This window comes from Pseudomonas sp. IPO3774 (assembly GCF_013386835.1).
In the GTDB taxonomy this organism is placed as follows: domain Bacteria; phylum Pseudomonadota; class Gammaproteobacteria; order Pseudomonadales; family Pseudomonadaceae; genus Aquipseudomonas.
The window spans coordinates 41,948-65,574 of the sequence record NZ_JACAQY010000001.1 but is presented as its reverse complement, the minus strand read 5'-3'; the positions used below and the strand labels follow the sequence as shown (position 1 = coordinate 65,574).

Genomic DNA, 23,627 nt, shown 5'->3' with positions numbered 1-23,627 from the left:
GTAGCGCAGCCTGGCTGGGCTATAGCAGGAGCTGTGCCAAGCCGATGAAGGCCCGGTCTAGAAGGGTTTGCGGAAATTTTTGAGCGGAAAATTGCTGATGAATCAAGGGGGATGAGCGGAAATCCGCCGACGAAGATCGCTCCCACGCTCTGCGTGGGAGCGCATCCTGTGACGCTCCGCGTCACGATTTTAAGGGCGGACGCGGAGCGCCCAGAGCTGCATCCCCACGCGGAGCGTGGGAACGATCGGGTTAGAGGAACGTGTCCCGCGCCAGGCCATGGCGCTGCATTTTTTCATTGAAGGTGCGCCGTGGCAGTTGCAGCTCGGCCAGCACCGCCTTGATATCGCCTTTGTGCCGGGTCAGCGCGGCTTTCAGGCAATGGGCTTCAAATGCTTCCTGCTGCGCCGCCAACGATTGCCCGGCTTCGATGCCTTCCGGCTCCGGTTCACCCAGCCCCAGCACCTGGCGTTCCGCGGCATTGGCCAGCTCCCGCACATTCCCCGGCCAGTCATGGCTGAGCAGGCGCCCCAGCGCGGGTCCGCTCAGCGGCGCGAAGTTGCGGCCCAGGCGCTCGGCGGCGCTTTGTGCAAAGTGCTCGAACAGCAGGGGAATGTCTTCCCGGCGTTCCCGCAGCGGTGGCAGGCGCAGTTGTGCGACGGTCAGGCGATAGGCCAAGTCCTCGCGAAAACGCCCGGCGCGAGCTTCGTCCAGCAGGTCGGGTTTGGTGGCGGCGATGATCCGCAAGTCCACCTTGATGCTTTGATTGGAACCGAGCCGTTCGAGTTTTTGCTCCTGCAACACCCGCAGCAATTTCACCTGCTGGGCCAGCGGCATGCTTTCGATCTCATCGAGAAACAGCGTGCCGCCATTGGCGTATTCCAGCTTGCCGATGCGCTTGCCCTGGGCGCCGGTGAACGCGCCACTTTCATGGCCGAACAGCTCGGCTTCAAACAGCTGCTCGGGAATCGCCGCGCAGTTCAGCGCCACAAACGGCTTCTTCGCCCGGGGGCCGAAATCATGCAGGCAACGGGCGACCAGCTCCTTGCCGCTGCCGGTTTCGCCGCGAATCAACACATTGACCGGCAAGCCGGCCAGGTCCAGGACTTGCCGGCGCAGGTTCTGCAAACCCCGGGACACCCCCAGCAGGCTCGATTCCAGTTGGGCACGGTGATCGGCCTGCTGATGCAAGCGGCGGTTTTCCAGCACCAGCCCGCGCTTGTCCAGCGCCCGGCGCAGGCTGCTGAGCAGGGCTTCGGGGCTGAAGGGTTTTTCGAGGAAGTCGTAGGCGCCGTCGCGCATGGCCTCGACGGCCATCGGCACATCGCCGTGGCCGGTGAGCAGAATCACCGGCAGGTCGGCGTCACGCCGCTGCACTTCAGCCAGCAACTCCAGGCCGCTGAGGCCGGGCATGCGCACGTCACTCAGGATCACCCCGGGAAAGTCCCGGGGCAATTGCGCCAGGCATTCCTCGGCGCGGCTGAACAACTGCACCTCAAAGCCGGACAGGCTCAGCCATTGCTCGACGGCCGTGCGAATGCTGGCTTCGTCGTCGACCACAATCACCGCATTCAACATAGGTCTGGTGTCTCCAGCGCGATGGGCAAGGTTAGGGTAAAGATCGCCCCGTCACCTTGATTGCGGGCGCTCAGGCGCCCGCCAAGTTCGTGGACGATAGCGTACGACACGGCGAGCCCCAAGCCGAGCCCGTCGCCTACCGGCTTGGTGGTGAAGAACGGGTCGAACACGCTGTTGAGGTTTTCCTCGGCGATCCCGCCGCCGCTGTCGCTGACGGTCAGGTGCCATAGCTGCTGATCGGCGTGCAGACGGATCTCCAGGCGCTTGCGTGGCTTGTCGGCCATGGCGTCGAGGGCGTTACGCAGCAGGTTGATCAGCACCTGTTCGAGGCGGATCGCGTCGCCGCGTACCCAGGCCGGGCGGGTCAGGTCCAGTACGGTGCCGATGGCTTCGTCCCGCAGGCGCGCATCGAGCAAGTGCAGGGATTGGTCCACCACCGTCGCCAGGTCGAGGCGTTCGCGCAGGCCGCTGGGGCTCTTGCGGGCGAAGGTCTTGAGGTGGCCGGTGAGCGCGGCCATGCGTGTGAGCATGTCGTCCAGCGGGGTCAGGGCCTGGTAGGCGTCGTCCACCCGGCCATGGTCCAGCAGCAGCCGCAGAGTCGCCAACTGCATGCGCTGGGCGGTCAATGGCTGGTTGATTTCGTGAGCGAGGGCGGCAGACATCTGCCCCAGCGCTGCCAGTTTGGCGGATTGCACCAGGCCATCCTGGGCGGTGCGCAGGGCGCGGGTGCGTTCTTCCACCAGTTGTTCAAGTTCTTCGCGGCTGCGCTGGCGCAAGCGGGCGAGGCGCCAGCGCTGGGTCAGGAACAGCACCAGGAACACCAACGCCAGCCACGAGCCGGCGGCGGCGAGGCCGGCGTTGCGTTGGTCTTCAAAGGCCACCTGTGGTTTGCGCAACAGGTGCAAGGTCCAGCCTTCGGCCTTCAGCGGCAGGGACTCCCAAATGTAATTGGCCTTGCCATCGGGGCCGTCGACGCGCATCAGGTGGCTGTTTTCGTCAAAGCGCTGCAAGGCTTCGGTGTCCAGCGGCAGCAATTGTTTCTTGTCGTATTGGCGGGTGGCCTTGAGTTCGGCGTGGTCGCTGTCCGACAACGGACGCAGCGCGCGGTAGCGCCAGCCCGGCTGATTGGCGATAAACACAATGCCCCGGGCATCGCTGACCAGCAGCAAGTCATTGCCCTGAGCCCACTCGCGCTCCAGTTCCGGGAACTCCAGCTTGACCACCATGGCACCGAGGAACTGTTCGTTCTCGCCGACCACCGCGCTGGAGAGGAAATACCCCGGAATCCCGGTGGTCACCCCCACCGCATAAAACCGCCCGGTGCCCTGGCTCAGGGTCTGGCTGAAGTACGGGCGAAACGCGTAGTTGTGCCCCACATAACTGCTGGGCAGGTTCCAGTTGCTGGCGGCCACGGCCAGGCCGTTGCGGTCCATCAGTTCCAGGGTGGAAGACTGGGCGGCACCGTTGATGCGCTCCAGCTTGCGGTTGAGCAAATCCTGGGTGGCGGTGTCCAGCGGGCCCTTCAGGGCGCTGATCATTTCCGAGTCCAGGGCCAGCACGGCGGGCAGGGCGCGGTAGCGTTCGATCAGGGTGTGCAGGGAGTTGCCATAAAGCATGAGCTGCTGATTGGCGCGGGCGGCGTCATCCACCAGGGCCAGGCGTTCGGCGTGGCGGGTAGCCAGGGCGGCAGCCAGTACCGCGCCGGCGATGATCAGCAAGGAGTAGAAGGTCAAACGCAGCGGACGGGGAATCGCAATCATACGAAGATGAACAGTGCAATTAGGGGCGAGCACCATAGCACGCAGCGCATGGCTTGTTGCGAGGGGAGGGATTGTCTTGTGGCGAGGGGGCTTGTCCCCCGTTGGAGTGCGCAGCGCTCCCGCTTTTTTCGGGGCCGCTGCGCAGCCCAACGGGGGACAAGCCCCCTCGCCACAAGGTCATTTATCCCGCAGGGGAAATGCTTACTGCACTTCTACCGCCAGGCTTTCACTGATCTTTTTCTGCCAGATGGCAGGACCGGTGATGTGTACCGACTCGCCCTTGCTATCAACGGCAACGGTGACCGGCATGTCTTTCACGTCGAACTCGTAGATCGCTTCCATGCCCAGCTCGGCGAACGCCACGACGCGGGATTTCTTGATGGCCTGGGCCACCAGGTAAGCCGCGCCGCCCACTGCCATCAGGTAAACCGCCTTGTGGTCCTTGATCGCTTCGATAGCGGTCGGGCCGCGCTCGGATTTGCCGATCATGCCCAACAGGCCGGTTTGCTCGAGGATCTGGCGGGTGAACTTGTCCATCCGCGTGGCGGTGGTCGGACCGGCAGGCCCCACCACTTCTTCGCGCACCGGATCAACCGGGCCGACGTAGTAGATGAAGCGACCCTTGAGGTCCACCGGCAGGGTTTCGCCCTTGTTCAGCATCTCGACCATGCGCTTGTGCGCGGCGTCGCGACCGGTGAGCATCTTGCCGTTGAGCAACACGGTTTCGCCCGGCTTCCAGCTCTGCACGTCTTCCGGGGTCAGGGTGTCGAGGTTGACGCGACGGGCCGACGGGCCGGCTTCCCAGACGATTTCCGGGTAGGCGTCCAGCGGTGGCGCTTCGAGCGATGCAGGGCCCGAGCCGTCGAGCACGAAGTGCGCGTGACGGGTGGCGGCGCAGTTGGGGATCATGCACACCGGCAGCGAGGCCGCGTGGGTCGGGTAGTCCATGATTTTCACGTCGAGCACGGTGGTCAGGCCACCCAGGCCCTGGGCGCCGATGCCCAGTTGGTTGACCTTCTCGAACAGCTCCAGGCGCATCTCTTCGATACGGTTGGACGGGCCGCGCTTCTTCAGCTCGTGGATGTCGATGGACTCCATCAACACTTCCTTGGCCATTACCGCGGCTTTCTCGGCGGTGCCGCCGATGCCGATGCCAAGCATGCCCGGTGGGCACCAGCCGGCGCCCATGGTCGGAACGGTCTTGAGCACCCAGTCGACGATCGAGTCGGACGGGTTGAGCATGGCCATTTTCGACTTGTTCTCGGAACCACCGCCCTTGGCGGCCACGTCCACTTCCACGGTGTTACCCGGGACGATGGAGTAGTGGATCACGGCAGGGGTGTTGTCCTTGGTGTTTTTACGCGCACCGGCCGGGTCGGCGAGGATCGAAGCCCGCAGGACGTTTTCCGGCAGGTTGTAGGCCTGGCGCACGCCTTGGTTGATCATGTCGTCCAGGCTCATGGTGGCGCCATCCCAGCGCACGTCCATGCCTACACGTACAAATACGGTGACAATCCCGGTGTCCTGGCAGATCGGGCGGTGGCCGGTGGCACACATGCGCGAGTTGATCAGGATCTGAGCCATGGAGTCACGGGCCGCTGGCGATTCTTCGCGCAGGTAGGCCTCGTGCATCGCCTGGATGAAGTCAACGGGATGGTAGTAGGAAATGAATTGCAGGGCGTCGGCAACGCTCTGAATCAGGTCGTCTTGCTTGATCACGGTCATGAGTCGCGCTCCTCTATAAGGGAACATTCAATAAAGGTGGCGTCAGTGTTGCATCGGTCGGCTGAAGCCACCTTTCCAAGGCACGCCAAAGTGGTGCAGGCGCGACGCTAAAAAGGCGCGGCAGTATAACCCGCCACGGTGGCCGATACACCCGACTATGGTCAAACTCTACCGGGCGTGATTCCCTGTAGACGCCTTTTTGATCCGAGACCCTTGATGCCTGAACTTCACGTCGGTGAACGCCACTGGTCGGTAGCCGCCGGCAGCAACCTGCTGGATGCCCTGAACCAGGCGGGCGTGGCCGTGCCTTATAGTTGCCGCGCCGGCAGCTGCCATGCCTGCCTGGTGCGTTGCCAGGGGGATATCCAGGACAACCAGCCGGATGCCCTGAGCCCGGCGCAGCGCCAGGATGGCTGGCGCCTGGCGTGCCAGTGCCAGGTCGCAGGTGACTTGCAGGTCGAAGCCTTCGACCCGCTGCGTGACGGGTTGCCGGCGACGGTGTTGAGCGTCGATTGGTTGACCCCGAGTGTACTGCGCTTGCGGCTGCAACCCGAACGCGGCTTGCGCTACCGGGCGGGGCAGCATCTGGTGTTGTGGGCCGGCAGCGTTGCGCGGCCTTATTCATTGGCCAGCCTGCCCCAGGAAGATCCGTTTCTCGAATTTCACATTGATTGCCGCCTGCCCGGCGAATTCAGCGACGCCGCCCGCCAATTCAAGGCCGGTGACAGCCTGCGCCTGGGCGAATTGCGGGGCGGCGCCTTGCAGTACGACCCCGACTGGCAATCGCGGCCGCTCTGGCTGCTGGCCTCGGGCACCGGACTCGGCCCGCTATGGGGCGTGTTGCGCGAGGCCTTGCGCCAGGATCACCAGGGCGCCATCCGGGTCATTCACCTGGCCCATGACGCGGGCGGTCATTACCTCGCCGGGCCATTGGCCCAGCTGGCTGGTGCGCATCCGAACGTGACCGTTGAGCTATGGACAGCGGCTGAGGTGACGCAGGCGTTGGCGCAACTGCGGCTTGTTTCCCGGCAAACTCTGGCTTTACTCTGCGGGCACCCGGCCAGTGTCGAGGCCTTTTCCAAGCGCCTGTTCCTGGCCGGACTGCCGCGCAATCAACTGCTGGCCGATGTGTTCCTGCCCCGTGGTTGAGCGCTGAATTTCCCAGCCGCGAGATTTGTCATGACCGATGCCATCCTGCAGCAACGCGAACGCGGGTTGCTGATTTTGCAGCTCAATCGCCCGGACAAGAAAAATGCCCTGACCCGCGCCATGTACAGCCAATTGGCCGAGGCGCTGGAGCAGGCGGATGCCGATACCAGCGTGAATGCCGTGCTGATCCAGGGCAGCAGCGAGTGCTTCACCGCCGGTAACGATATTGGCGACTTCCTCGAACAACCGCCGGCGGATCTCGACAGCCCTGTCTTCAATTTCATGCGCAGCTTGCTCAACTGCCGCAAGCCGGTGATTGCGGCGGTGGCGGGCGTGGCGGTGGGAATTGGCACGACGCTGCTGCTGCATTGTGACCTGGTGTATGTCAGCCGGGATGCACGGTTGCGCATGCCGTTCGTCAACCTGGGGCTGTGTCCGGAGTTTGGGTCCAGCTTGATCCTCCCGCGATTGCTGGGGCATGCCAAGGCGGCGGAGTTGCTGCTGCTGGGTGAAGGGTTTACCGGCGAACAGGCTGCCGCCTGGGGCATTGCCACCGAGGCATTGGGCAGCGGTGAATCGGCCCTGGCCAAGGCACGGGAAATTGCTGGACGGTTTGAGACCCTGGCGCCGGGCGCGGTGCAGGTCAGCAAGCATCTGATGAAAAGCGTTGATCGCGAGCAGTTGCGCAAGGTGATCGAGGAGGAGGGGGCGTTGTTTACCCAGAGGTTGAAGTCGCCGGAGGCGATTGCGGCGTTGTCGGGGTTTATCACTCGGAGATGAATGAGCGTTGACTGGTCGGCCTATTCGCGAGCAAGCCCGCTCCCACATTCGACCGTGTTTCTTGAGGATGTACGCGATCAAATGTGGGAGCGGGCTTGCTCGCGAATAGGCCAGTAAAGCCAACACACAAGCCAATTTGCAATGCAAAAAGCCCCGCCATTCACATGGCGGGGCTTTTGTTTTTCAGCGAGCGGTCACTCAGACCATTGGGTCGCCAACGTGCAGGATCTTCATGCCGTTGGTGCCGCCGATGGTGTGGTAGCTGTCGCCCTTGGTCAGGATGACCCAGTCGCCTTTCTCCACGACGCCGCGCTTGAGCAACTCGTCGATCGCGGCCTGGCTGACTTGCTCAGGCGGCAGCGATGCCGGGTCGAACGGTACGGTGTAGACGCCGCGGAACATGGCCGCACGGGCCTGGGTTTCGCGGTGCGGGGAGAACGCGTAGATCGGGATCGAGGAACGGATGCGCGACATGATCAACGGCGTGTAGCCACTTTCGGTCAGGGCGATGATCGCTTTCACACCCGGGAAGTGGTTGGCGGTGTACATGGCCGCCAGGGCGATGCTCTGGTCGCAGCTTTCGAAGACCTTGCCGATACGGTGGCTGGAGGTCTTGCTGGTCGGGTGCTTTTCAGCGCCGACGCAGATGCGTGCCATGGCCTGCACGGCTTCCAGCGGGTACGGGCCAGCCGCACTTTCAGCCGAAAGCATCACGGCGTCGGTGTAGTCGAGCACGGCGTTGGCCACGTCGGACACTTCGGCACGGGTTGGCATCGGGTTCTGGATCATCGACTCCATCATCTGGGTCGCAACGATCACCGCCTTGTTGTGGCGACGTGCGTGCAGGATGATTTTCTTCTGGATACCGATCAGCTCGGCGTCACCGATTTCCACACCCAGGTCGCCACGGGCAACCATCACGGCGTCGGAAGCCTTGATCAGGCCGTCGAGGGTTTCATCGTCGGCTACGGCTTCGGCGCGTTCGATCTTCGCCACCAGCCAGGCAGTGCCGCCGGCTTCGTCGCGCAGTTTACGGGCGTATTCCATGTCGGCGGCGTCGCGCGGGAAGGATACCGCGAGGTAGTCCACTTCCATTTCGGCGGCGAGCTTGATGTCGGCCTTGTCTTTTTCAGTCAGGGCCGGGGCAGTCAGGCCACCGCCGCGACGGTTGATGCCTTTGTGGTCCGACAGCGGGCCGCCGATGATCACGGTGCAATTCAGTTCGGTCGGGGTGGCGGTGTCGACGCGCATTACCACACGGCCGTCGTCCAGCAGCAGTTCGTCGCCCACGCCGCAGTCTTTCACCAGGTCCGGGTAGTCGATACCCACGACTTGCTGGTTGCCTTCGGTCAGTGGATGGCTGGTGGAGAAGGTGAACTGGTCACCGATCTTCAGCTCGATCCGCTTGTTGGCGAATTTGGCGATACGGATTTTCGGGCCTTGCAGGTCACCCAGCAACGCCACGAAGCGGCCATGCTTGGCGGCCAGGTCACGCACCAGCTTGGCGCGAGCCTTGTGCTCGTCCGGGGTGCCGTGGGAGAAGTTCAGACGGGCAACGTCCAGGCCAGCCAGAATCAGCTGTTCGAGGACTTCCGGCGAGTTACTGGCCGGGCCAAGGGTGGCGACGATTTTGGTACGACGGACGGACATGCACGGACTCCTGAGTTCAAGCGCTGGGGAAGGCTACTATGCTCTTTGGTTGTAGTCATTGTTCGTTTGCACTACTTATCGATGATTCGCTTGTTTTCACTCTGCATGAACAGATGAACAACCTTGAAGATTTTCGATGAAGGGTCGATACACTGCACAAGACAGGAGAACCCCCATGCGAATCGTGATCATTGCTGCCCTGGCCGTCAGTGTTGTCGGCTGCACCCGTTGGTCGATGGACCATCATTTGAACAATGCGTACCGCGCCTACGGTGTGGGCGATTGCCAGCGGGTCACCCTTGAGTTGTCCCAGGTCGACCGTGAAAGCCGTTCCCGGCGCTACGTGCAACCGGAAGTCTCGATGTTGCGCGGGCAGTGCCTGGAGCGCGAGAAGCTGTTTGTCGATGCGGCGCAAACCTATCAGTTCATCATCAGCCAGTACCCGGCGAGCGAGTACGCATTCCGTGCCCGTGCCCGTTTGGATACCCTGCAGCAACTGGGGCATTACCCCGGCGCGAGCGTTGCCCAGCCGCGGCCGGCGTCGTTGTGATGATATTTGTCATGCCATAGCTGGCTCGTTGCCAGTCTTGGGCTAATCTTTGAATGTCAGTTTGTATAAGTTTCTATTCAAACGGATGGCGTTCCCGGATTTGGCAGCTGTAAAAGTGGCAACGCGTTTGCGGTTGTCGCACCGATATCCGGGGAGAGCGGGCCTTCAGGCTCGTTTCGAATCACTGGAGCGGCCACAATCATGGCCATTGGATGGCGACCTCATCATGTTTACTCCCCGACGGATCGAGCGACATCAGTTACCTTGCTTCCTTCAAGTGTTCAATCGCCTGACGGACAAGCCAATCGGCTATCTGGGCAATGTTTCCGAGCAGGGCCTGATGTTGATCAGCCAGTTACCCATGATGGTCGATGTGGAGTTCGAGCTGCGCTTGAAGATCCCCGGGCCTGAGGGTGAGGTGCAGGCGGTAGACCTCACGGCCACCTGCCTGTGGTGTCATGAGGATATAAACCCCCAGCATTACGATTCCGGGTTCAGCATATCCCAGGCCCCTGCCGAATATGGGGAGGTGATCAGCGCGCTGCTGGATTACTTCAGCTTTGATCCGTTGCAGGCCTCTGCCTAGGTGCTGCATCCGGCGTTCATAGCGCGCCGGCTTTTTTCCAGCCCAGGTAGCGGGTCACCAGGGCGGCACCCAGGTCCGAAGGCAGTGTGTCCAGTACCGACAGCCCGTGGGCGTTCAAGCGGTCGTGGAGCTCGTCCCGGGTATTGAGATAGTTGATCGTGCCGCAGTAGGCCAGGGCTTCGGGCAGGGTTTGCACGGGAGCCTGGCGTAACTGGTCAAGGACCTCCTCCCGCAGGCTTGCGACCATTACCCGGTGCTGGCGGCTGATGCGCTTTACGGCGCTGAGTAACTCTTCATCTTCCTCATCCCGCAAATTGGTCACTACGATCACCAGCGAGCGACGTTTCTGCCGGGCCAGCAGTTGGCTGGCGGCCGCCTGGTAATCGGCCGTACGCCGGGACGTGTCCAGGTCATACACCGCATTCAGCAACAGGTTGAGCTGGCCACTGCCCTTGACCGGCGCCAGGTAGCGCGGCTGGTCGCAGGCAAAGGTGCACAGCCCTACGGCATCGCCCTGGCGCAAGGCTACATAACTGAGCAGCAGGCAGGCGTTGAGCGCGTGGTCGAAGTGCGACAGTTCGGCGTCCTGGCTGCGCATACGGCGGCCACAATCGAGCATGAACATGATCTGCTGGTCGCGCTCGTCCTGGTACTCCCTGGCAATGGGCGTGCGTTGCCGGGCGGTGGCTTTCCAGTCGATCTGGCGCAGGCTGTCACCTTCGCGAAACTCACGCAGCTGGTGAAACTCCAGGCCCAGCCCACGCCGTTGCCGCTGGCGTACGCCCAGCTGGTTGAGCCAGTTGTCCACCGCCAGCAACTGCGCGCCATACAGGCGTGCGAAGTCCGGGTAGACCCGGGTGGCGTCGCTGACGTCGATCAGGCGCCGGGCCAACCATAGCCCCAGGGCGCTGGGCAGATGCACTTCACAGCGGGTAAAGCTGAAATGCCCGCGCCTTTGGGGCCTTAGCCGATAACCCAGTTCACTGTGCTCGCCGGGCCGCAGTTCGATGGACTGCGGCAGGTCCTCCACCGCCAGGCCGTCAGGCACATGATCGAATACCTGGACCGCCAACGGCTGGGGATAATCGTGCTCCAGGGTTACCCGCACTTCCCCCCAGCGCCCCAGTGCCAGGCTGCCGGGCATCTGCCGTCGCACGCGCGGGGACGGCCGGCGGCGCAGGCGGCTGGCATCCAGCAGGGCCAGCAGCAACAGGGCCAGCAGCAGGCCCCACGTCACTGAGTGCAGGGCGTCTGGCACCTTGACCTGTAGCGCCACCAGTGCGCCGAGCAGGATACTCAGGCCCAGCAGTACACCGAGCCAGGTCAACAGCAGGCGGGTTGGTCTCATGGGCGTCTCATTGGCGTGGCGCCGGGACTTGGTCCAGCAATTGCCGGAGCACCTGGTCGACTTCCAACCCGTCGATATCCAGCTCCGGGGCAATACGCACCCGATGGCGCAACACTGCCAGGGCGCAGCCCTTGATGTCGTCCGGGGTCACGAACTCGCCCCCGCGCAGCAAGGCCCGCGCCCGTGCACCGCGAACCAGGGCGATGGAGGCCCGGGGCCCGGCGCCGATGGTCAGGCCCGGCCAACTGCGCGTAGTGCGGGCCAGGCGCACGGCGTAGTCGAGCACCTGCTCATCCAGCGCCAACTCGCTGGCAATCTGTTGCAACAGCAGCACGTCTTCGGCTTGCAGCACCGTGCGCAGCGGCTGTACGTCGAGCATGTCGGCTCGGGACGAGCGGGTGACTTCGCGCACCATGTCCAGTTCCTGCTGTGCCTCGGGATAGTCCATGCGCACCTTGAGCATGAAACGGTCCAGTTCGGCTTCGGGCAACGGGTAAGTACCTTCCTGCTCGATGGGGTTCTGGGTGGCCAGTACCATGAACGGCTGGCCGATGGGCAGCGCCTCGCCTTCAAGGGTTACCTGGCGTTCCTGCATGGCTTCCAGCAACGCTGCCTGGGTTTTCGCCGGGGCACGGTTGATCTCGTCAGCCAACAGCAGGTTGGTGAACAACGGTCCCTTGCGCAGCTTGAACTGTTCGGTATGCAGGTCGTATACGGCATGGCCGGTCACGTCGCTGGGCATCAGGTCCGGGGTGAACTGGATGCGTGCGAACTCGCCTCCAAAACAGCGTGCCAGCGCGCGTACCAGCAAGGTCTTGCCCAGGCCGGGAACCCCTTCAAGCAACACATGGCCGCCCGCGATCAACGCCGTGAGCACGTCATCGATCACCGGGTCCTGACCGATAACCGCCTTGCGCAGTTCGACGCGCAAGGCCTGGGCCAGTTGGCTGGCGCGCTGAATCGGGTCAGTGGCGGGAAATTCGCTCATAGGGCATTCCTGAGGTTTTGCAGGCAGGCCACCTGGCGGCTGAAATCGGCGCTGGAGAGCCGTTTCGTCGCAGGTGGGCCAAGGGCCTGGCTGATAACAAGGGAGGGTTGGCGGGTCAGGCGTTCAAGCACCCGCAATTGTTCGGCTGTATCGAGGTGTTCGAACCCGGGATGACGGCGCCGAGCGGTGCGCTGGATGTCGCGCTGCAAAGCTTGCAGCAAGCTGTCTTGCCCGCTGCGGCGCAACAGGAAGTCGGCACTGGCGTTCAAGTGTTCCTGCAATTGCCGCCGTGCCTTGGGCGCCGGTTGCCGGATCGGACCCTGGCGCAGGCTGGCGTGCCAGAGGCCCAGGGCGATCAGTGCGGCAAGTGCCACCAGTGCCTGGGGGAAGTAGCGCAACAACAGGCTGAACAGGTCCTCGACATCAGTGTTGAACAGCAGTGTGACCTGGGTGCCCTGGCTCAGGTACCAGAGCAGCCACGCGTTATCGTGCAGGCCGATGCCGGGGTTTTTCCACAGGTCGCTGTCGGTGACCACGGTCACACGCCCTTGCCCGAGGTTGACCTGCATCAGGTGCGTCGACCGGGCGCTGTTGGCCGAGAATTGTGCCAGGTGCCTGGGGTCGGTGAGGTTGAAGTCGGTGTCGAAGCTGAAATAGGCCGGCGCTGTTTCGTTGTCCACATAGAGTTTGGTCAGGTCCGGCGTTTTCTTTTTACGCGCGGGTGCCGGAGCGTCGAATTCTTCACTGAAGGATTGGTGTATCTGCACACGATCCAGCAACAGGTCGCCACTTTCACCGGTGTCCTCATCCCACAGCGCTTCGGCTACCAGCAGCAGATGGCCGCCAGCCCGGGTCCACTGCAGCAATTGCTCGACCTGCGGCGGGCTCATGTTGCTGCGCTCGCCCAGCAACAGCAGGCTGTTGCCCTTGGGCGAAAGGCTGGCCAGCCGTTCGAGGCTGTTGGCATGTTCCACCACCAGGCCCTGCCGGCGCAGAAAGTGTTCAGCTGCCAGGTAGGGGTTGGCCAGGGCTTCGGGTGAAGGGCCGCGATCGACCACTTCCTGATAAGGAATCGCCTTGTGCCAGGCATAAAAACCGCCTGCTGCCAGCAAGCCCGCGACCAGCAGCCCGACCCACAGCAACGGCCGGTTCATTGCGCCGCTCCCGAACCGAACAGGGTTCGCCAATCGCTGCATAGCTGTTGTTGCACCAAGGCAGGCGGCAGGCGATGGCCATAGGCAAGGTTTTGCCAGTAACGGGTCAGCTCACCGCTGAATGCCAGCAGCTGCGGTTGTTGCAGTTGGCGGATACGTTCCAGGACTTCACCTTCCGTGTCGGCACTTTTCAGCGGCAGGTTGAAGTCGTGCAGCAAGCGGCTGAGCAACCCACGGTAGAGCAGGCCGAGGGCTTCCCGGGGCTGTGTTGCCCACAGCTGTTCGGCGGCGTCTGCGATGTCTTCGGGCAAGGTGTCAGCCCCCAGTTCAAGGCCGAACAGCTGCGAAGGCACGGGTTTGGCAGCCTTGGGTTTGCGCGGGCTGCGGCGGCTGACAAAGGCATGCAGCCAGTCGCGGTAGCGCCAGATCACCAGTGCCAGGCCACCTGCCAGCAATCCCCAGAGCAGTACTTCAAGGCCCTTGGCGATGTGCTTGAACGAATCACTGTTGAGGTTTTTCAGCAATGCTTCCAGCCAGGCTGGCAGCTTGGCATCACCTGCCGCTTTGTTTTTGTCGGCTGCTTTATCCTCGCCGAAGCGGTAGCGAGTGAGCGTTTCCGGGTTCTTGAACGGTGGCTGCTCCAACAGCGTCTTGATCGAGTGACTGGCCGATTGTGTAGTCAGCGGCGTTTGGGGAACCGGTTCATCAGCCCATGCCGATGGGATCGGCGGAATCAGCGTCAGCCCGGCCACCAGCAACAGCAGCGACGCCACACCGCTCAGGCGCTGGCGCATTCGGCGGAACACCAGTTCCAGGTCCCAGGCTTCCAGCACCGTGCGGCGGTTCAGGTAAAGGCTGAAGCCACAGGCGACATAGATCGGCTCCCAGAACACCAGGATCAAGGCGTAGAACATGTTGGTCAGGTGCTCCAGCCAACGCCAGTCGTGGCCGGCGGTGAGCGCCAGTTGCTGCCAATCCCAGTCGCGTTCGACCTCTTGCGGCAGGAAGAAATAGAACACGGCCATCAACCCGAACCACAGGGCGATTTCCAGGTGCACCCCGATCAGGGTCAGCCAGCGCGCGGCGCCTGCGTTGCGCTGCTGCAACACCCCGAGACGTTGTTGGCGCGCCTGGCCTTGCAGCCCTTCGAGCTGGACCACCGGCATCTCGAAGCTACGGCTGAGGCTGAAGCGCCGCCAGGTCAGGCTGGCCAGCAGTTGGCCCTTGAGCAGCCGCGGCGATTGGCGCAGCGCTTGTTTCAGGCTGGGTGTTTCGCCGAACAGGGCCTTGGACAGGATATACAGTGGCAGGCGGTCGAATGCCGGTTTCAACCACCAGAACAGCAACAGCGCGGTGGTGGGGTGATTCCACAGCAGCACGCTGAACAGGGCGAAGACCGGCAAGGTCACGATGGCCCAACTGCTCATCAACAGCAGCCGGTGTTCCCGGGCCAGCAGGATGCCGAGGTCCATGGCCTCCCAGGAGGTACGCGGGCGGATCACGACGCTGGCATCACTCAGGCGCATGGCGATTCCGTCCGGCAAACAGCAGGTAGGCCGCCATCAGCAACCACAGGGCGGTGCCGACCAGGTACTTGACCCACGGCGCCACGGCATTGGTGGACGACCAGTACGCCTCGATAAACGCGGCGATCAGCAGGAACACCATCACACCACAAATCATTTGCACACTTTTGCGCGCGGCCAGGCGCAGGGATTCGCCTCTGGTGAGGGGCCCCGGTGCAATCAGCGCCCAGCCCAGTTGCAGGCCAGCCGCGCCAGCCAGGGCAATTGCGCTGAGCTCGAAGGCGCCATGGCCGATGACAAATGACCAGAACGTTTGCCCGTAGCCGATTTGCGTCAGGTGCCCGGCAACGGCGCCAATGATCAGGCCATTGAAGAACAGGAAAAATACGCTGCCCAGGCCGAACAGCAACCCGGCGGCAAAGGTCTGGAACGCGATACCGATGTTGTGCATCACGTAGTAGCCGAACATCATCCAGTCTTCGCTGGAAGCGCGCTCGGCTGCCCGGCCCAGGCGGCTGGCATCGGGGTTGTACATGGACTGCATCTCGGCCACCTGCCGAGGGCTGACGATGCTGTAGATCAAGTCCGGAAACAGGTACACCAGCAAGGCAATGCCGAGCAGGCTGCCAAAGAACAGCAGGCCGGCAGCCAGCACAAATGGCCATTGCGCGCGAACCAGCCTGGGGAAATCGGCCAGCAGGAAGCTCAGCACGTTTGCCCCCATCCGGCTGCGATGACGATACAACTGTTGATGGCCGCGCAAGGCAAGCTGCTGCAACGGGTCCACCAGGTAGCTGCTGTAGCCGCGCTCCTGGGCCAGGGCCAGGTGCTGGCACAACTGCCGGTATTGATGAGGGAAGTCGACGAAGTCGGCGCCTTTGGCTTTGCCTTTCTCCAATTGCGTCAATTGCTCGGCAAAGGCTTGCCATTGTGGCTGATGGCGGCTTTCGAAAAGACTCTGTTTCATGCTGGCCCCAACAATCCGCGGGCCACACCGTTGAGTTCTGCCACGGCGCGGGCAGGGGAGACCTGCAGGGGCGTGGCCAGGATAGCGGCCAGTTCGTTGACCCGTTCGGCCGACAGTTCGCCCTGGCGTTCGGCGAAGCTGAGAATCGCCCGTTGTTCGTTCAGCTCAAGGGCGAACGGCAGGCGCAGCGCCGGGGCCTGGGGCACTTGCGGGCGGGAAAGCGGTTGTTCGCGGTAGATCACCAGGGTCCCGGCCGCCAGGTCGCCCAGGCGCTTGAAGTTGGGGTGTTGCAGGCAACTGATGGCGCCGAGGAAATAGCCGAAGGGCAGCATGTCGACAAAACGCAGCAGGTTACGGATCAGCGAGGCGGACCAGCCGATGGGCGTGCCGTCGTCCTGTACCACCCGCAGGCCCATGACCTGCTTGCCGGGCGAGCAGCCCTGGTTGAGCACTTCGAAAAGCACCATGTACCACCAACTGACGAGGAACAGCAGCAGCGAACCCAGGCCAATGCCCAGGTTGCCGAGAAAGGCCAATGCGATAAACAGGATGCCGAGAATCAGGCCGCGCAAACCCAGGTCGAAGGCAAAGGCCAGTGAGCGTACCAGCAGGCCGGCCGGGCGCAGGGGCAGGTCGATACCCTCCGGGGTCTCGATCTGGTAGCGGGTATCCAGTGGCGCAGGTGGCATCGCGGTCCTTGGCAGTGCGGCGCTGGCGCCTGAGCGGCAGCGGCGGGGTTGGAAAGACCGATGCTAGCAGTGTCGACGGTGGAAGCAACCACTCAACGATTTACTGAATGTTTGTACAGGGAACACAGCGCTGGCCCCCGATGCCTGCAAGCGCCTAGACTTTGCCGGTCTTCAGCACAGGAATAGCCCGTGACCACCATTTTCTGGTACGACTATGAAACCACCGGCATCAATCCGCGTACCGACCGCCCGCTGCAGGTAGCCGGTATTCGCACCGACCTCGAGCTTAACGAGGTCGGGCCGCCGGTCAATCTCTACTGCCACCCCAGCGACGATATCCTGCCGCATCCGGCAGCGTGCGCGATCACTGGCATCACTCCCGGCGTGCTGGCGGAAAAAGGCCTGGCCGAAGCCGACTTCATGACCCGGGTGCACGCCGAGCTGGCCACCCCGGGCACTTGCGGGGCCGGCTACAACACCTTGCGTTTTGACGATGAGATGACGCGCTACAGCTTGTACCGCAATTTCTTCGATCCCTATGCCCGGGAATGGCAGGGCGGCAACAGCCGCTGGGACCTGATCGACGTGGTGCGCACTGCCTACGCCCTGCGCCCTGACGGGATCGTCTGGCCGGAACAGGACGGGCGCGTCACCCTCAAGCTTGAGCGGTTGACGGCCGCCAACGGCATCGACCACGGCCAGGCCCACGACGCCTTGTCCGATGTGCGCGCCACCATCGCCCTGGCCCGGTTGATCCGCGAGAAGCAACCCAAGCTCTATGACTGGCTGTTTCAACTGCGTAGCAAACAACGGGTCATGGACCAGGTGCGGTTGTTGCAGCCGATGGTGCATATTTCCGGTCGTTTTTCTGCCGAGCGTCATTACCTGGGGGTGGTGCTGCCGCTGGCGTGGCACCCGCGCAATCGCAATGCATTGATCGTCTGCGACCTGGGGCTCGATCCGCAAGGGCTGTTGGACGAGGACGCCGATACCTTGCGCCGGCGCTTATATACCCGCCGCGACGAACTGGCCGAAGGTGAATTGCCGGTACCGCTCAAGTTGCTGCACATCAATCGTTGCCCGGTGGTCGCACCGTTGAGCGTGCTTCGGCCGCAAGACCGCGAGCGTTTGCAGCTGGATATGGATGAGTGTGATGCGCGGGCCCTGCGGCTAAGCGACGCACAGGAACTATGGCGCGATAAACTGGCGGCGATTTACGCCGAGGAAGATTTTGCGCCAAGCGCCGATCCCGAGCAGCAGCTATACGATGGTTTTATCGGGGATCGTGATCGACGTTTATGTGAGCAAGTGAGAGTCGCCGAGCCGGCGCAACTAGCGCGCCAGCAATGGCCTTTCGATGATGAACGTTTGCCTGAATTATTATTTCGCTATCGTGCACGCAACTTTCCAGACACCTTGAATAGTGAAGAGCAACAACGCTGGAGAGTTTTCTGTCAGCAACGTTTGTCAGACCCTCAATGGGGCGCGCCAAACACCCTTGAGGGTTTTAAGCAGGCGTGTCTTGAGTTGGCTGTTAGTGCCACACCGTTTCAGCGCCAGGTGCTTGATGAATGGCAGGAGTATGTTGATGCCTTAGCGACTCGAATGAGTCGGTAATCAGCTTCCCGGTAAAATACGGACAATAAAAAACGCCAGCAAGCTGGCGTTTTTTATTGCGTTGCGTATCACGCAGCGTCCTGGCGAGGCTTAGCCCAGCAGGGTAGCCCAGCCTTCAACCACGTCGCCGCCCCACTTGGCTTTCCACTCTTTCAGAGTCTTGTGGTTGCCACCTTTGGTTTCAATCACTTCGCCGTTGTGCGGGTTTTTGTATTGTTTAACCTTGCGTGCACGCTTGGTGCCGGTAGCTTTTACGGCGCCACGTGGAGCCTTAACTTTCGAATCCGGATCCAGCAGCGCGATGATGTCACGCAGGGATTTGGAGTATTCGCCCATCAGGGTGCGCAATTTGCCTTCGAATTCCAGCTCGGTTTGCAGTTTGTCGTCTTGGGACAGGTTCTTCAAACGGGCTTGCAGCTCTTTGATAGCTTCTTCGGTGGCGCGATATTCGTTGATCAGGGACATGGGGACTACCTTATGCAGGGCGCTGGGTGAAAGGGGATAGTGGCTCAATAATAGTCAGACAGTTTGCCCAAGTAAACATTTAAGGCCGCATTTATGTAATTTACTTTGGTTGTTTGTGGCAAAAGCGTGGAATTGAGTTAATTAGTAAGGGGGATGGCCTAAAGATACTCTGGTTAAGTCTTGGCTTACTGCCGGAGTCCACGCGTTTGCACACATAATGGGGAAAAACCTTACGCTATTAAGGGGCAGGGTTGACGCAGCCGATCAGAATAAGCGTTGAGGAATACTGCAGTTTTTCTGCGCAATCGCTAGAATGGCGGCCTTTGCGAAGTTCTGGAGTTTCCCCCTAATGCGCACTTTTCGGCTGGTGATTGCTTGCCCGGACCGGGTTGGCATCGTTGCCAAGGTCAGTAACTTTCTGGCTTCCCACAACGGTTGGATCACCGAAGCGAGCCATCACTCGGACAATCTCAGCGGCTGGTTTTTCATGCGTCACGAAATTCGTGCCGATACGCTGCCCTTTGGTCTAGAGGCATTTCGCGAGGCATTTGCGCCGATCGCTGAAGAGTTCTCGATGACCTGGCGCATCACCGACACGGAACAGAAAAAACGCGTGGTCCTGATGGCCAGTCGTGAGTCCCACTGCCTGGCAGACCTGCTGCACCGCTGGCACAGCGATGAACTGGACTGCGAAATCTCCTGCGTGATTTCCAACCATGACGACCTGCGCAGCATGGTCGAGTGGCATGGCATTCCGTACTACCACGTCCCGGTCAACCCGCAGGACAAGGAGCCGGCCTTTGCCGAGGTCTCGCGCCTGGTCAAGCAGCACGATGCGGACGTCGTGGTACTGGCGCGCTACATGCAGATTCTGCCGCCGGAGTTGTGCAGTGAATACGCTGGCAAGGTGATCAATATTCACCACAGCTTCCTGCCATCGTTTGTGGGTGCCAAGCCGTATCACCAGGCATCCCTGCGTGGCGTGAAGCTGATCGGTGCAACGTGCCACTACGTCACCGAAGAGTTGGACGCCGGTCCCATCATCGAGCAGGACGTGGTGCGTGTCAGCCATAGCGACAGCATCGAAGACATGGTCCGTTTTGGCCGTGACGTCGAGAAGATGGTGCTGGCTCGCGGCCTGCGCTATCACCTGGAAGACCGGGTACTGGTGCACGGCAACAAGACTGTCGTGTTCTGATTGAAGTGTTTTGATTGAAGAATGAAGGGCCTGGGCGTTAAATCGCTACAGGCCCTTTTTTTGAGCGCGGGTGAGGACTGGAGCATGAGCGATCCACTGGACAAGGCGACTTCCAAAGCCCCCGCGACGCTGGGAGAGGGTTGTTTGAGTCGATATGACCCGGATGACCTGAGCAGTGAGGACGGCACCGAGTTTCCAGGCGCCGCCGAGTTGTGGGAACAATTGCAGGACACATCCGAATTGCCTGAAGAAAAGGCGTCAGCGGCTGTGCAAGGCAGCCGCTGACCCGGCGGGATCAAATCCGGAAACTACCCACCAGTTGTTTCAAGCGCGCCGCTTGCTGTTCCAGGTCGGAACAGGCCCGCAAGGTTGATTGCAGGTTTTCCACACCTTCCTGATTGAGGGTGTTGATCTCGGTGATGTCCATGTTGATTGACTCCACCACCGAGGTCTGTTCCTCGGTAGCGGTGGCTACCGACTGGTTCATCCCGTCAATTTCGCCTATACGCTGGGTCACGCTGTTCAGACGCTCGCCCGCCAGGTTGGCGATTTCCACACTGTCCTGGCTGTGCCGCTGGCTTTCGCTCATGGTGCTGACCGAATCCCGGGCGCCGACTTGCAGCTCCTCGATCATCTTCTGCACCTGCTGCGCCGACTCCTGGGTGCGGTGCGCCAGGTTGCGCACTTCATCGGCCACCACCGCAAAGCCGCGCCCGGCTTCCCCGGCCCGTGCGGCTTCAATCGCCGCGTTGAGGGCCAGCAGGTTGGTTTGCTGGGAAATGCTGGTGATCACTTCCAGAATCTGCCCGATGTTCACTGTCTTGCTGTTAAGCGCTTCGATATTGGTGCTGGAGGCGCTGATCATCTGCGACAACTGGTTCATCGCCTTGATATTGCGTTCCACCACTTGCTGACCGTCTTCGGCCAAGTGCCGGGCATCGCTGGCCTGGTTGGAGGCCTGTGCGGCGTTGCGGGCGATTTCCTGGGCGGCGGCCCCCAGCTCGTTGATCGCGGCCGCGACGCTGTTGGTCCGGTTGGCCTGCTCGTCGGAATTGACCATCGAGGAATTGGAGGCGCTGACCACCCGCAGGGCCACTTCATTGACCTGCTCGGTGGCCGAGGAAACTTCGCGAATCGAGGTGTGAATCCGCTCCACGAAACGATTGAAAGCGCTGCCAAGCACGCCGAATTCGTCGTGGTTCTGGATGGTCAGGCGGCGGGTCAGGTCGCCTTCACCGTCGGCGATGTCTTCCATGGCGCGGGTCATGACGTGCAGTGGCTGCAGGAGGATGCGAATCAGCATGCCCAGCAGGGCGATGATGATGACCACGGCGATGATCGTGGCGATGATCGCCGAGGTGCGGAACTCACTGAGCATGGCGAAGGATTTGTCTTTATCCACCGACAGGCCGAGGTACCAGTTCACCGAGGGCAGGCCCTTGATCGGGGTAAAGGTGACGATACGTGTCTTGCCGTTTACCTCGACTTCACTGAAGTCGCTGCTGATCCTGGGGGTGTTGTTCGGATAGACGTCGGCCAGGGTTTTCATCACCAGGCCCTTGTCCGGGTGTACCAGCACTTTGCCGTCGGCACTGACCAGGAAGGCATAACCCATGCCGCCGAAGTTCAGGGCACCGATGTTGTCTACCAGGGTTTGCAGGCTCAGGTCGCCGCCCACCACGCCGACACTCTGGCCGGCCTTGGTGCTGGGGGTGGCGATGGAGATGATCAACTGGCCGGTGGCCGCGTCAATGTAGGGTTCGGTCAGGGTTGAGCCGTTGCTGCCCTGCGCGCCCTTGTACCAGGGGCGTACCCGTGGGTCGAAGCCGTCGGGCATCTTGGTATCGGGGCGGATGACGAAGCCGCCCTTGCTGTCGCCAAGGTACGTGGCCATGAACGAGGACGTCAGGGCCTTCTGTTCCAGGAGGCTGGCGACGCTGGTTGAATCCGGGTTGATGGCGATGTTCTGTGCGGCGCTTTCTATCAGCACAATGCGCCCGGTAAGCCAGGTCTGGATGTTGCTGGCAGTGACATCGCCCATTTCATGCAGGTAGTTGTTCAGGTCGTCGCGAATCGCATTACGCTGCAAGTAGTCGTTGTAGAGGGTAAACAACGCAAAGGCGGCAATGACGACAAGAGCGGCGGCAAGCAGGATTTTATGGCTGAAACGCAGATTTTTATTCATGGCTTGTGGGGTCCGCTATGGTCTTAATATCCGATGCACGTCCTTCTGGGACGCGCGGAATGGCTGCGTCAAAAAAAGTGTGATATTTCCATCTGCTCCTGCAGGAATTATCCGGCCTGTTTTTCCAAGACTTTTTGGGTCTCTCGCTTTATCTGTATCGACCATTCAGCGCCAAAGATTAACCATGGGTGACAAAATGCCTGACTCCTCGCAACTCATTATTGGTGCAGATCTTCAGGGCCAGCCGATTGCCCAGTCGATGCGCCTGGCCAACCGCCACGGCCTGATTGCAGGCGCCACCGGCACCGGCAAGACCGTGACCTTGCAGCGCCTGGCGGAAGCTTTCAGCGACGCCGGGGTCGCGGTATTTGCCGCCGATATCAAGGGTGACCTGTGTGGCCTGGGCGCTGCGGCCAACCCTCAGGGCAAGGTCGCCGAGCGCATAGCCGGCATGCCTTTCCTTAATTACACGCCCAAGGCGTATCCGGTGACGTTGTGGGATATCCACGGCCAGTCCGGTCATCCGTTGCGCACCACCATGAGTGAAATGGGCCCGCTGTTGCTCGGCAGCCTGTTGGAGCTCACCGACAGCCAGCAATCGGCCCTCTACGCAGCCTTCAAGGTGGCCGATCGTGAAGGCCTGTTACTGCTGGACCTCAAGGATCTCAAGGCGCTGCTGAACCATTTGCGCTATCACCCGGAGTTGCTCGGGGAAGACGCGGCCCTGATGACCACCGGTTCCAGCCAGGCGCTGTTGCGGCGCCTGGCGGTGCTGGAGCAGCAGGGTGCCGAAGCGTTGTTCGGCGAGCCGGCGCTGCAACTCGAAGACATCCTGCAACCGGCCAGTGACGGCCGCGGGCGTATTCATCTATTGGACGCCAGCCGGTTGGTGCATGAGGCGCCGAAGGTCTACGCGACCTTCCTGCTTTGGCTGTTGGCCGAACTGTTCGAGCAACTGCCGGAACGTGGCGATGCCGACAAGCCGCTGCTGGCGCTGTTTTTCGATGAGGCGCATCTGTTGTTTGCCGACACCCCCAAGGCCCTGCAGGATCGCCTGGAGCAAGTGGTGCGGCTGATTCGCTCGAAAGGCGTCGGTGTGTATTTCGTCACCCAGTCTCCCGGGGACTTGCCGGACACCGTGCTGGCGCAACTCGGCTTGCGCATCCAGCACGGGCTGCGGGCGTTCACCACCAAGGAGCAGAAGTCCCTGCGGGCGGTGGCCGATGGTTTCCGGCCCAATCCGGCATTTGATGCGCTGGCGGTGCTGACCGAGTTGGGTACAGGTGAGGCATTGGTGGGAACCTTGCAGGAAAAGGGGACGCCTGAAGTAGTCCAACGCGTACTGGTAGCACCGCCGCAATCGCGGATCGGGCCACTGAGCGAAGCTGAGCGGGCAGCACTGATTGCCAGTTCGCCATTGCAGGGGCGCTATGACAAGCCGATTGATCGTGAGTCGGCGTACGAAGTGTTGATGGCGCGCAAGGACTTGGGGCCGCAACAGGAGGCGACGCCCGCAGCTGAAGAACCGAGCTTCACCGACAAGGCCGGTGCGTTCCTCGGTACTACGGCAGGCAAGGCACTGAAATCGGCGATGCAACAGGCGGCCAATCAGATGGGCCGGCAGTTGGTGCGCGGGTTACTGGGGTCGTTGTTGGGTGGCAGCAAACGTAAATAACGATGGGATCAAATGTGGGAGCGGGCTTGCTCGCGAAAG

20 protein-coding genes and 1 pseudogene are annotated in these 23,627 nt (G+C 61.8%); 8 read left to right on the top strand and 13 right to left on the bottom strand.

Annotated features, from left to right (window positions below):
- Window positions 1–250: 250 nt before the first annotated feature.
- From HYE77_RS00305 to HYE77_RS00295, 3 genes are all read right to left on the bottom strand, one after another.
- Complete coding sequence (locus tag HYE77_RS00305) at window positions 251–1,576, bottom strand: sigma-54 dependent transcriptional regulator (RefSeq protein ID WP_102605689.1); 1,326 nt, start codon at window positions 1,574–1,576, stop codon at window positions 251–253.
- Window positions 1,570–3,336: an ATP-binding protein gene (locus HYE77_RS00300; RefSeq protein WP_177068232.1), complete on the bottom strand. Its 1,767-nt coding sequence runs from the start codon at window positions 3,334–3,336 to the stop codon at window positions 1,570–1,572. Before HYE77_RS00300 ends, HYE77_RS00305 begins: the two co-directional genes overlap by 7 nt.
- Window positions 3,337–3,537: 201 nt before the next feature.
- Entirely contained in the window at window positions 3,538–5,061 is a 1,524-nt protein-coding gene (locus tag HYE77_RS00295) for a fumarate hydratase (RefSeq protein ID WP_003214142.1), read from the bottom strand.
- A gap of 216 nt (window positions 5,062–5,277) precedes the next feature.
- Here HYE77_RS00295 and HYE77_RS00290 point away from each other — a divergent pair, with 216 nt between their 5' ends.
- Window positions 5,278–6,210 carry an iron-sulfur-binding ferredoxin reductase gene (locus HYE77_RS00290; protein ID WP_102605688.1) on the top strand — a complete coding sequence of 311 codons (933 nt, stop codon included), beginning with the start codon at window positions 5,278–5,280 and terminating at the stop codon, window positions 6,208–6,210.
- 30 nt (window positions 6,211–6,240) lie between these two features.
- Window positions 6,241–6,990 (top strand): enoyl-CoA hydratase-related protein, encoded by a 750-nt coding sequence (locus tag HYE77_RS00285; protein WP_003214147.1) that lies wholly within the window; start codon window positions 6,241–6,243, stop codon window positions 6,988–6,990.
- 198 nt (window positions 6,991–7,188) lie between these two features.
- On the opposite strand, the gene pyk is transcribed toward HYE77_RS00285, so the two are convergent.
- Window positions 7,189–8,640 (bottom strand): pyruvate kinase, encoded by a 1,452-nt coding sequence (pyk, locus tag HYE77_RS00280; protein ID WP_003214149.1) that lies wholly within the window; start codon window positions 8,638–8,640, stop codon window positions 7,189–7,191.
- A gap of 175 nt (window positions 8,641–8,815) precedes the next feature.
- On the opposite strand from pyk, the gene HYE77_RS00275 reads away from it, so the two are divergent.
- Complete coding sequence (locus HYE77_RS00275; protein WP_003214151.1) at window positions 8,816–9,190, top strand: tol-pal system YbgF family protein; 375 nt, start codon at window positions 8,816–8,818, stop codon at window positions 9,188–9,190.
- A 226-nt stretch (window positions 9,191–9,416) separates the two neighbouring features.
- Complete coding sequence (locus HYE77_RS00270; RefSeq protein ID WP_134327238.1) at window positions 9,417–9,776, top strand: PilZ domain-containing protein; 360 nt, start codon at window positions 9,417–9,419, stop codon at window positions 9,774–9,776.
- 16 nt (window positions 9,777–9,792) lie between these two features.
- On the opposite strand, the gene HYE77_RS00265 is transcribed toward HYE77_RS00270, so the two are convergent.
- Genes HYE77_RS00265 through HYE77_RS00240 form a run of 6 tightly spaced genes read right to left on the bottom strand, consistent with a single transcriptional unit; the run spans window position 9,793 to window position 16,448 of the window.
- A complete protein-coding gene (locus HYE77_RS00265) occupies window positions 9,793–11,124 on the bottom strand; it encodes a DUF58 domain-containing protein (protein WP_177068231.1) in 1,332 nt (443 codons plus the stop codon).
- Window positions 11,125–11,131: 7 nt separating this feature from the next.
- On the bottom strand, window positions 11,132–12,112 hold the full coding sequence (locus HYE77_RS00260; protein WP_008432346.1) for a MoxR family ATPase: 981 nt from the start codon (window positions 12,110–12,112) through the stop codon (window positions 11,132–11,134).
- Window positions 12,109–13,266 (bottom strand): DUF4350 domain-containing protein, encoded by a 1,158-nt coding sequence (locus HYE77_RS00255; protein ID WP_177068230.1) that lies wholly within the window; start codon window positions 13,264–13,266, stop codon window positions 12,109–12,111. The genes HYE77_RS00260 and HYE77_RS00255 overlap by 4 nt, the downstream gene beginning before the upstream one ends.
- Entirely contained in the window at window positions 13,263–14,792 is a 1,530-nt protein-coding gene (locus HYE77_RS00250) for a DUF4129 domain-containing protein (protein WP_177068229.1), read from the bottom strand. The genes HYE77_RS00255 and HYE77_RS00250 overlap by 4 nt, the downstream gene beginning before the upstream one ends.
- Window positions 14,779–15,759 carry a stage II sporulation protein M gene (locus tag HYE77_RS00245; protein WP_087694641.1) on the bottom strand — a complete coding sequence of 327 codons (981 nt, stop codon included), beginning with the start codon at window positions 15,757–15,759 and terminating at the stop codon, window positions 14,779–14,781. The genes HYE77_RS00250 and HYE77_RS00245 overlap by 14 nt, the downstream gene beginning before the upstream one ends.
- On the bottom strand, window positions 15,756–16,448 hold the full coding sequence (locus HYE77_RS00240; RefSeq protein ID WP_003214165.1) for an RDD family protein: 693 nt from the start codon (window positions 16,446–16,448) through the stop codon (window positions 15,756–15,758). The genes HYE77_RS00245 and HYE77_RS00240 overlap by 4 nt, the downstream gene beginning before the upstream one ends.
- A 189-nt stretch (window positions 16,449–16,637) precedes the next feature.
- On the opposite strand from HYE77_RS00240, the gene sbcB reads away from it, so the two are divergent.
- The gene (gene sbcB, locus HYE77_RS00235; RefSeq protein ID WP_177068228.1) at window positions 16,638–18,065 is read left to right on the top strand and encodes an exodeoxyribonuclease I; all 1,428 of its coding nucleotides are present in this window, start codon (window positions 16,638–16,640) and stop codon (window positions 18,063–18,065) included.
- A gap of 90 nt (window positions 18,066–18,155) precedes the next feature.
- Here the strand turns inward: sbcB and mvaT are convergent, their stop codons facing one another.
- On the bottom strand, window positions 18,156–18,530 hold the full coding sequence (mvaT, locus tag HYE77_RS00230) for a histone-like nucleoid-structuring protein MvaT (RefSeq protein ID WP_003209760.1): 375 nt from the start codon (window positions 18,528–18,530) through the stop codon (window positions 18,156–18,158).
- Between the two features lie 349 nt (window positions 18,531–18,879).
- Here mvaT and purU point away from each other — a divergent pair, with 349 nt between their 5' ends.
- Together purU and HYE77_RS00220 are read left to right on the top strand one after the other, a co-directional pair.
- Window positions 18,880–19,728 carry a formyltetrahydrofolate deformylase gene (gene purU, locus HYE77_RS00225; protein ID WP_003209762.1) on the top strand — a complete coding sequence of 283 codons (849 nt, stop codon included), beginning with the start codon at window positions 18,880–18,882 and terminating at the stop codon, window positions 19,726–19,728.
- An 84-nt stretch (window positions 19,729–19,812) separates the two neighbouring features.
- A complete protein-coding gene (locus HYE77_RS00220; RefSeq protein ID WP_023659227.1) occupies window positions 19,813–20,013 on the top strand; it encodes a hypothetical protein in 201 nt (66 codons plus the stop codon).
- A gap of 10 nt (window positions 20,014–20,023) precedes the next feature.
- On the opposite strand, the gene HYE77_RS32850 is transcribed toward HYE77_RS00220, so the two are convergent.
- Together HYE77_RS32850 and HYE77_RS32845 are read right to left on the bottom strand one after the other, a co-directional pair.
- Window positions 20,024–20,788, bottom strand: coding sequence for a methyl-accepting chemotaxis protein (locus HYE77_RS32850; protein WP_371132408.1), 765 nt, complete (start codon window positions 20,786–20,788; stop codon window positions 20,024–20,026).
- Between the two features lie 93 nt (window positions 20,789–20,881).
- A pseudogene (locus tag HYE77_RS32845) lies at window positions 20,882–21,913 on the bottom strand (cache domain-containing protein); the annotation flags it as partial.
- Between the two features lie 196 nt (window positions 21,914–22,109).
- Here HYE77_RS32845 and HYE77_RS00210 point away from each other — a divergent pair.
- Entirely contained in the window at window positions 22,110–23,588 is a 1,479-nt protein-coding gene (locus tag HYE77_RS00210) for a helicase HerA-like domain-containing protein (RefSeq protein ID WP_177028602.1), read from the top strand.
- Window positions 23,589–23,627 lie beyond the last annotated feature (39 nt).

Bases quoted from the DNA above. Each gene is read 5' to 3' on its own strand.
- HYE77_RS00305 (WP_102605689.1), bottom strand. From the start codon at position 1,576: ATGTTGAATGCGGTGATTGTGGTCGACGACGAAGCCAGCATTCGCACG.
- HYE77_RS00300 (WP_177068232.1), bottom strand. From the start codon at position 3,336: ATGATTGCGATTCCCCGTCCGCTGCGTTTGACCTTCTACTCCTTGCTG.
- HYE77_RS00295 (WP_003214142.1), bottom strand. From the start codon at position 5,061: ATGACCGTGATCAAGCAAGACGACCTGATTCAGAGCGTTGCCGACGCC.
- HYE77_RS00290 (WP_102605688.1), top strand. From the start codon at position 5,278: ATGCCTGAACTTCACGTCGGTGAACGCCACTGGTCGGTAGCCGCCGGC.
- HYE77_RS00285 (WP_003214147.1), top strand. From the start codon at position 6,241: ATGACCGATGCCATCCTGCAGCAACGCGAACGCGGGTTGCTGATTTTG.
- pyk (WP_003214149.1), bottom strand. From the start codon at position 8,640: ATGTCCGTCCGTCGTACCAAAATCGTCGCCACCCTTGGCCCGGCCAGT.
- HYE77_RS00275 (WP_003214151.1), top strand. From the start codon at position 8,816: ATGCGAATCGTGATCATTGCTGCCCTGGCCGTCAGTGTTGTCGGCTGC.
- HYE77_RS00270 (WP_134327238.1), top strand. From the start codon at position 9,417: ATGTTTACTCCCCGACGGATCGAGCGACATCAGTTACCTTGCTTCCTT.
- HYE77_RS00265 (WP_177068231.1), bottom strand. From the start codon at position 11,124: ATGAGACCAACCCGCCTGCTGTTGACCTGGCTCGGTGTACTGCTGGGC.
- HYE77_RS00260 (WP_008432346.1), bottom strand. From the start codon at position 12,112: ATGAGCGAATTTCCCGCCACTGACCCGATTCAGCGCGCCAGCCAACTG.
- HYE77_RS00255 (WP_177068230.1), bottom strand. From the start codon at position 13,266: ATGAACCGGCCGTTGCTGTGGGTCGGGCTGCTGGTCGCGGGCTTGCTG.
- HYE77_RS00250 (WP_177068229.1), bottom strand. From the start codon at position 14,792: ATGCGCCTGAGTGATGCCAGCGTCGTGATCCGCCCGCGTACCTCCTGG.
- HYE77_RS00245 (WP_087694641.1), bottom strand. From the start codon at position 15,759: ATGAAACAGAGTCTTTTCGAAAGCCGCCATCAGCCACAATGGCAAGCC.
- HYE77_RS00240 (WP_003214165.1), bottom strand. From the start codon at position 16,448: ATGCCACCTGCGCCACTGGATACCCGCTACCAGATCGAGACCCCGGAG.
- mvaT (WP_003209760.1), bottom strand. From the start codon at position 18,530: ATGTCCCTGATCAACGAATATCGCGCCACCGAAGAAGCTATCAAAGAG.
- purU (WP_003209762.1), top strand. From the start codon at position 18,880: ATGCGCACTTTTCGGCTGGTGATTGCTTGCCCGGACCGGGTTGGCATC.
- HYE77_RS00220 (WP_023659227.1), top strand. From the start codon at position 19,813: ATGAGCGATCCACTGGACAAGGCGACTTCCAAAGCCCCCGCGACGCTG.
- HYE77_RS32850 (WP_371132408.1), bottom strand. From the start codon at position 20,788: ATGGTCAATTCCGACGAGCAGGCCAACCGGACCAACAGCGTCGCGGCC.
- HYE77_RS00210 (WP_177028602.1), top strand. From the start codon at position 22,110: ATGCCTGACTCCTCGCAACTCATTATTGGTGCAGATCTTCAGGGCCAG.